This is a genomic window from Mesorhizobium sp. M0195, from assembly GCF_040322115.1.
Lineage (GTDB): Bacteria > Pseudomonadota > Alphaproteobacteria > Rhizobiales > Rhizobiaceae > Mesorhizobium.
In genome coordinates, this window is sequence record NZ_JAMYSV010000099.1 from 1 (window position 1) to 625 (window position 625).

The 625-nt window shown below is 60.2% G+C and carries 1 protein-coding gene; it reads left to right on the plus strand.

Annotated elements, in window-relative coordinates:
• Positions 1–11 precede the first annotated feature (11 nt).
• A complete protein-coding gene (locus NKJ12_RS32185; protein WP_352707751.1) occupies positions 12–617 on the plus strand; it encodes a thiamine phosphate synthase in 606 nt (201 codons plus the stop codon).
• The last annotated feature ends 8 nt before the right edge of the window (positions 618–625 follow it).

Genomic DNA, 625 nt, shown 5'->3' on the forward strand with positions numbered 1-625 from the left:
GCAGTTTTTTCATGAAGCTCGATCCCTTCTACCTGATCGTCGACAGCGCTGCCTGGATCGAACGGCTAGTGCCACTCGGCGTCAGGCTGGTGCAGCTGCGCATCAAGGATAGGGACGAGGTCACGCTGCGCTCGGAAATCCGCCGCGCGAACGACGTCTGCGCGGTCCATGGTTGCCAACTGATTGTCAACGACTATTGGCGACTCGCCATTGAGGAAGGCTGCGACTTCGTACATCTCGGCCAAGAGGATTTGGCTGCGGCTGACCTGCTGGCGATTAAGTACGCCGGATTGAAGCTCGGGCTTTCGACCCACGATCATACCGAACTGGAAACGGCGCTAGCGGCCGAGCCGGACTATGTGGCCCTGGGGCCTATTTATCCCACTAGCCTCAAGAAGATGAAATGGGCGCCGCAAGGGCTCGAGCGGATCAGCAAATGGAAGCATCGGGTAGCGCCGATCCCATTGGTCGCCATCGGCGGCCTCAACCCCGACCGGCTCGACAGTGTCTTTGAGGCTGGTGCGGACAGCGCGGCCGTGGTGACCGACATCACGCTCAACGCCGATCCCGAAACGCGCACGCGAGAATGGATCGAAAGGACAGAGAAATGGCGCTGAGGCGAGAA